This window comes from Variovorax glacialis (assembly GCF_051216375.1).
Taxonomy (GTDB): domain Bacteria; phylum Pseudomonadota; class Gammaproteobacteria; order Burkholderiales; family Burkholderiaceae_C; genus Variovorax.
On sequence record NZ_JBPJZT010000031.1, the window covers coordinates 24,319 to 30,896 of the forward strand.

5 protein-coding genes and 2 pseudogenes are annotated in these 6,578 nt (G+C 62.6%); 3 read left to right on the forward strand and 4 right to left on the reverse strand.

Features of this window, described 5'->3' with window-relative positions:
* Positions 1–61 precede the first annotated feature (61 nt).
* Entirely contained in the window at positions 62–1,045 is a 984-nt protein-coding gene (locus ACSFBL_RS34200) for a Bug family tripartite tricarboxylate transporter substrate binding protein (RefSeq protein ID WP_435520267.1), read from the forward strand.
* A 26-nt stretch (positions 1,046–1,071) separates the two neighbouring features.
* Positions 1,072–1,869: an alpha/beta fold hydrolase gene (locus tag ACSFBL_RS34205; protein WP_435520268.1), complete on the forward strand. Its 798-nt coding sequence runs from the start codon at positions 1,072–1,074 to the stop codon at positions 1,867–1,869.
* Between the two features lie 320 nt (positions 1,870–2,189).
* Here the strand turns inward: ACSFBL_RS34205 and ACSFBL_RS34210 are convergent, their stop codons facing one another.
* Together ACSFBL_RS34210 and ACSFBL_RS34215 are read right to left on the reverse strand one after the other, a co-directional pair.
* Positions 2,190–3,767: a spermine/spermidine synthase domain-containing protein gene (locus ACSFBL_RS34210; protein ID WP_435520269.1), complete on the reverse strand. Its 1,578-nt coding sequence runs from the start codon at positions 3,765–3,767 to the stop codon at positions 2,190–2,192.
* Complete coding sequence (locus ACSFBL_RS34215; protein ID WP_435520270.1) at positions 3,760–4,335, reverse strand: fused MFS/spermidine synthase; 576 nt, start codon at positions 4,333–4,335, stop codon at positions 3,760–3,762. The genes ACSFBL_RS34210 and ACSFBL_RS34215 overlap by 8 nt, the downstream gene beginning before the upstream one ends.
* A gap of 937 nt (positions 4,336–5,272) precedes the next feature.
* Between ACSFBL_RS34215 and ACSFBL_RS34220 the strand changes: the two are divergent.
* Positions 5,273–5,374 (forward strand): annotated as a pseudogene (locus ACSFBL_RS34220) (IS21 family transposase); the annotation flags it as partial.
* Here ACSFBL_RS34220 and ACSFBL_RS34225 read toward each other — a convergent pair.
* Together ACSFBL_RS34225 and ACSFBL_RS34230 are read right to left on the reverse strand one after the other, a co-directional pair.
* Positions 5,373–5,949, reverse strand: a pseudogene (locus ACSFBL_RS34225) (epoxide hydrolase family protein); the annotation flags it as partial. The pseudogenes ACSFBL_RS34220 and ACSFBL_RS34225 sit on opposite strands and share 2 nt — an antisense overlap.
* An 11-nt stretch (positions 5,950–5,960) precedes the next feature.
* Positions 5,961–6,578: IS630 family transposase (locus ACSFBL_RS34230; RefSeq protein WP_435520271.1), on the reverse strand; the 618-nt coding region annotated here is incomplete at its 5' end.

The window sequence follows — 6,578 nt, forward strand, 5'->3', positions numbered from 1 at the left end:
GAGGTCGGTCGTGCCGCCTAGCATCCTCGCAACCCCACCCAATTGCCGCAAGGAGTTCCACATGCTGAACAGACGCCATCTGATTGCCGCCAGCGGCGCATTGCCCATTGCGATGCTCCTGCCGACCAGGGCGACCACCGCCTGGCCCACCAAGCCGATTCGCATCGTGGTTCCTTCGCCAGCCGGTTCGCCGGTCGACGCGATTGCCCGCAAGCTCGGCGAGGTGCTCGGAAAAAGCCTCGGCACCCCCGTCGTCATCGACAACAAGCCGGGCGCGATCGGCACCATCGGCGCGGGCGAGGTCGCGCGCTCAGCGGCCGACGGCTACACCTTCCTGTTCACCACCAGCGATCCGCTGGTGGCGGCGAACGCCATGCTCAGAAAGCTGCCCTACGACCCTCGCACGGGCTTCTCGCCCATCAGCAAGGTCGCCAACAGCGCGCCCGTCTTGGTCGCGCACCCGCGCGTGAAAGCCAACAATCTCTCCGAGCTCATGGCGGAAGCGAAGGCGCAGGGCAGCAGCCCGAGCTACGGCTCCTGGGGGCCAGGCACGATCCCGATGCAGGTCATGGAATCGGCGGCGCGCCAGTCCGGCGTGCAGTTTCGCGAAGTGCCGTACCGCGGTTCTCCTCCGGCCTTGCAGGACCTTCTCGGCGGCGCGGTTGACTTGACCTTCACGGCCCCGTTCGTGGCCGCTCCGCTGATCGCGGAGGGCAAGATGAAGGCGTTGGCCGTGGTCGGCACAAGGCGCTCAGCCATGCTCCCCGGCGTGCAGACCTTCGCCGAAGCGGGCTTCGGCTCTTACGTCTTCACGAACGAGATCTGGGTCGGCCTTCTGGCTCCTGCCGGACTGGATGCCGCAATCAAGCAAAAGGTGGCCACAGCAGTTGGCACCGCAGTACATGGCGCCGACGTGGGCAATTTCCTGACCAGCATCGGCTTCACTCCGGTGGGCAACGCGCCGGCGGAGTTCGAACGAGAACTGAATGCCGAGGCTGCGGCCATCCCTGCGTTGCTGCGGGATCTGGGACTTCAGCCGCAATAGTTTCATTCATCAACCGAAGGACAACCATGCCGACCATCCAACGCACCGAGACCTCCCTGTACTACGAAAAGCACGGCCAGGGCCACCCCGTCTTCTTCATTCATGGCGGCGGAGGCAACTCCATGGCCTTCTACCAGCAGGTGCCCTTCTTCCGCGATCGCTATCAGGTGATCACGGTCGACCTGCGCGGATTCAAGCATTCGCACTGCGCTCCTGAACTCGTCCATCCACGGCATTTTCCTGACGATATTCGTGCCATCATGGACGCGGAGGGCATTGCACGCGCAGCTTTCGTTTGCCAGTCCCTCGGCGCTTGGGCGGGCCTGCCGATCGCGGTGCGCACGCCTGAGCGCGTATCGTGCCTGTTCATCAATGGCTCGCCGACGCCGGCCTATTCGGAGCAAAACTGGAAGGTGATGCAGCGCGCCAACGGCATCTTCCTGGGTCCCGATTTCTCCCGCGGGGCGGGCGTGGGCTGGAACCGCGAAACATTGAAGGCACGGCCTGACCTGATCTTCCTGTACTCCCAGATCAAAGCCCTGAATCCGCCGTTCGATTCGTCGACGATGATGGACGAGAGCATCAAGCTGTATCCGACGGACTTCGTGAACTATCGCGTGCCGACCGTTGTCGCCGGCGGATCGCACGATGATTTTCTGAACCCTGAGAGCCACTTCCATGCGGCGAGCCTGATCCCAGGCGCGGAGAACCACACGTTCAAGGATTCGGGCCACTCGGCGTACTTCGAACACGCGGACGAATTCAACGAAGTAGTTGACCGGTTTCTGCGACAGCACACCGCGCATGCGTCGAGCACTCCATGAAGGCAGTTTGGATCGGGGGCGTCTCGCGTGGCCTCGGCAGGTGTGATGGCCGACGTGGTGTTCCGAATCACCACAGGCCGATGTCGCCGCACCTGCAGCCCGGAATTTCGGCTCCGCGATTGCTGTCCTCCCGTGCCGCCCGACCAACACACGCAGTGACCTTGAGTGCGCTCAGTCAGGTGCCGCGAACATCTCAGAATCTGCGGTCGGTCCCAAGGGCATTTCGGACATCGCCCGAGGTCGGTCACTCCCTCGACCGTGCCGGCTGGCTTGCACCCGAGGCAGTCACGAAATTGGCTGGACGACGGTTTCGCGCTCACTTAGCGGTCGCCGTGAAGCGCCGCACGTGCCGCGTCCACCTCGCGGTAGAAGGCCGGGTAAGTGCCCCGCATCCGAGAGTGCGCATATTCCACGATCATGTTCTGATCGGAGACCGCGGTCGGCGATTCGGACATGCCTTCGTACTGATGATCGTGCGGCACGAAGGCGGCGTTGATCATGTTCGACACCAGTCCACCCTCTCGATACGCCGCATCGCCGAATACCAGGTGATCGTTCAGGCGCATCTCGCGGAAAGCCATCTCCGCATCCGCAATGGGATGCGAGATGTCCGAGAGGCTGCCATAGATGAAGTTGGAGCGCCGCTCGACGAAGGGAAAGACCTGCGTCGCCGTCTTGAGCACGTCGCTCGAATCCGTACTGTTGATGGCGACGATGCCGCCCGGCTTCAAATGCGCGCTGGCGAGTTGCAAGTACTCGCGCGACAGCAGATTGGTGGAATACGCGCGCCAGGAGAAGGTCGTGTTCTGCACCAACAGATCGAACCGCTCCTCCGGGTTGCGGCGCAGCCAGCGCCGGCCGTCGTCGACCACAATCTTGATTCGCGGGTCAGACAGCACCTGCGCTACCTGAGGGTACTCAGCGATGAGGGTCAGATAGCCCGGGTTGATCTCGACCACCGTCATGCGCTTGATGCGTGGCGACGCGCTGAGGATGCGTGCCCACGCCCCGGTGCTCAGCCCGACCACTAGGACGTCTTCCGGATTTGGATGGAGCGCCAGCAGCACCAGTGCCCGGTCCAGCGCGTTCGGGTTGGCGTCCACATCGACGGCAATGCGCCCGTCGTAGACATTCCCGCCCATGGCGGTCTCGGGGGCACCCATCGGCTCCGCGATGGTGTGGATGATGCCGTTGCGGTTCTCGATCACGTGCGAGATTCGCGCACCGGGTTTGAGGGTCTTGTCGGCCATTGCGATGGCACCGGCAAGGCTCAATCGCCCTGGCCAAGCCAGCACCGCGGCCGGAAGAATCATCACCGCTGCCGCAAGGCCGATCAGCGCCGCCCGCGCGCGCAAGGCGCACACGAGCGACAGCGCACCCGTCGTCAATCCCACAAGCAGCAAGCACTGATCCATGGTCAGGTGATCCAGCAGCACGTAGCCCGTCACGATCGGGCCAAGCGTCGCGCCGACAATGTTTCCGAAGTACACCTTCGACACCGATCGGCCGATGCGTGCGCCTGACTGCTGCGATCCGAGGTGATGGGCGATGGGGAACATGATGCTTTTGAGCATCGCCGTCACCACGATCAGTAAAAAGATGATGGGGGCCATCCGCGAGTGCACGATGGCCGGCAGTAGGCCTACCAGGCTCACATCCACGACCGCGGCCAGGCCGAGCACGATCGCCGAGGTGCGAAGGAGATCCGCCTGCCGTTCACAGGCGCGCTTGCCGACGGCCGATCCGACCGCAATGCCAATCAGAAACAAGAAGAGCACCAGTGCGAAGGACTGGCTCAATCCCCGCGTGGTAAACGAGATCAGGCGCACCCAGAGAATTTCCTGGCTCAGGCTCAGAAACCCCACGCCCAACGACAGAATCCAGGCGAAGCTAGCCACGGCGCTTGATCCAGACGATCGTCAGCAAGCTGACCAGGATGTTCAAGAGCGCAGCCATCCGGATCGCCGTGTCGATCTCGAACAGCAGGAACCAGAAGAAGCCCACGATCGCCACGCCGAATGCCGCTCCGAAAGTGTTGACCTGATAGAGCAGGCCGATCGACTTGCCGACGTTGCCCCACAGCCGCGTGACATACGCAACCAGGATGGGAAGCGTCGCCCCCATGAGGCAAGTCGGAACCAGCAGGAGCAGGAAGTTGGCAATGACAATCTGCCATTGCGCCGCGGCGACGAAGAGATCGCCAGTGCCGCGAATCAGCCCCGGACTGGCGAGGCCGAAGAGGCCGATACCGAGTTCGGACAATGCAAAAAAGCGCAGCGCCTGGGCGGGGTACCGATCCGCCAGATCGCCTCCAACCAGCGCGCCGAGGCCCAGTCCCAGCATAAAGACGGAAACAATGATGGTGACCGAATCGATGTCTACGCCGAAGCTCGCAAAGAGCAGTCGTTGCCAGCAGACCTGGTAGACCAGCGCGGACACACCGGAGAAGAAGAAGAGCGGCGCCAAGCGCCGACTCACCATGGCCGATTGGAGGTCCGTCGCCGATGGCGCGACTGGCGCGGTGGCGGACAGCGCGGGTGCAGTCAGTAAAGTCATCGAGGCTTCTTCCACAGGTTTCTCGAGTCTTCCAGGCCAGAGAAAGGGTAGCGCAAGCCAACCTTTTTGAGGAGCGGGAATTCATGGCTTTTTGCATCAGGCCATCCGTGTCAACGTACTGGGCAGTGGCACAGCAATCTCGTCACGGTCTCCTTCGATCAGTATTTTGCGGAACTTCCCATTTGGAGCGGCGCCGTCACGGTGCGGATGGATTCAAAGCGGATGAAGGTGACCGGGTCGAAAAACAATGCCCACGTCGACTTGCACTTGCACCGGCCTGGCGATGCTGCGGCGTACGACGAGCGTCGCATTGATTAAGCCGCTTTGCAGGTTCTCCTTGGGCTAGGTGAAGACGCCGCGGATCTAATCATCCCTGCGCGAAGCACGCTCATCTACGAGTAAAAGCTCAAGGATCGACCAGGTCCGCAATGTCAATGCCATGAACATGTTGACTCGCAGGGCGCGTTTGCACCGGAGCGCGGCCGGCGTCGTGACAGCATCGTGATTGCCCGGAACACCGCGCTCATGCAGGCTGTGGCCGAGCGTCGGCGAAAAGATACGAGCAGGAGTTGTCCCTTTCCGCAGCTGCGTTATGCATCGTTGCGCCACGGCGATCGGCAATGAGGCCACGGTTAGGCTGTGGTTCGCGGTGTCTCGAGCACGACTTGCAGAGCTATGGTTATCGCAGCGGTCGAAAGAACTCGGTTATCTCGCGCGCGAGCGCATGCGGCTGCTCCATCGCCGCGAAGTGACCTCCCCGGGACATTTCTGTCCAGCGGCGGATGTCCGTGTACACCCTACCCGCGACCGACCGCGGTGGTCGCAAGATCTCGCGGGGGAACTCGGCATCCAGCGCGACGCCTACGGCAAAGGCCAGCATCGCTGGACCGCGCAGTTGCGCGAGCTGGCCGAGGCTTGCGGCTTCACGCCGCGGCTGTGCCGGCCGTACGCTTGTATCCGAGCCGCTTCATCAGCACGTCCCAGGCATTCGCTATGCGGCCTGCGCCCCAGCCCGGGCTGCCGGGCTTGCCCGAGAAGCCATAGCCCGGCATCGACGGCAGGACGAGATCGAAGGCGTCTTCCTCGCGCCCGCCATGCGCGGTGGGATTGGTGAGCGGGCCGATGATCTTCAGGATTTCCATCACGGAGCCGGGCCAGCCATGGGTCATGATCAGGGGCATCGCGTTGGGATGTCGTGAACGCACATGCACGAACTGGATGTCGATCCCGTCGATCTCCGTCACGTACTGCGGCAGCGGGTTGAGCCTCTTCTCTACCTTGCGTTAGTCGTATCGCGTGCCCCAAGTAGCGTACGAGGGGCTGGATCTTCTCCAACCGCACGCCTTGCGACAAAACGGTGATGGTCTCGCGCTCGGGCCATCGCGTCGCCATCACGCGGCGGCGCAGGTCTACGAGCACCGCTTCAGGCACATGAATGCGGAATGACCGAATCGATGTGTCGCCCGTCGGCGAGCGCTTGGCGGGGAACGCGTCGCTAACCGGTCCACTTGGCTCATCAGCGATGCTGTTTTGCGCTAATGTCGTGAGTTAGAAGTTCGAAGACAAAACCTCTCGACGCTGGCGAGGATGTCATCAGCGGTTTTCGACCAGACAAAGGGCTTTGGCCTGGTGTTGTTGATGTCGAGGTAGTCCCGGATGCTCTGCTCGAGTTCGCGCGTGGAGCGGTGGGTGCCGCGGCGAATGCAGCGCTGCGTCAGCGTGGCGAACCAGCGCTCGACCTGGTTGAGCCACGACGCAGATGTCGGTGTGAAATGCACGTGAAAGCGCGGATGCCTGGTGAGCCAGGACTTGATCGACGCAGTCTTGTGAGTGCCGTAGTTGTCCATGACCAAGTGGATGTCCAGCACCGGCGAAACGTTGGCCTCGACGGTGCGCAGGAACTGCAGGAATTCGGTGCTGCGGTGGCGCCGATGCATCTCGCCAATGACCGATCCGGTGGCGATGTCGAGCGCCGCGAACAGCGTGGTGGTGCCGTGGCGCATGTAGTCATGGGTACGTCGCTCAGGGATGCCGGCGGCGAGCGGCAGCAAAGGTTGCGTGCGATCGAGCGCCTGAATCTGGCTCTTCTCGTCGACGCACAACACCATCGCCATCAACGGGGGATCCATGTACAGCCCGACGATGTCACGCAC

Coding starts and splice junctions, on each gene's coding strand:
- ACSFBL_RS34200 (WP_435520267.1), top strand. CDS start 62: ATGCTGAACAGACGCCATCTGATTGCCGCCAGCGGCGCATTGCCCATT.
- ACSFBL_RS34205 (WP_435520268.1), top strand. CDS start 1,072: ATGCCGACCATCCAACGCACCGAGACCTCCCTGTACTACGAAAAGCAC.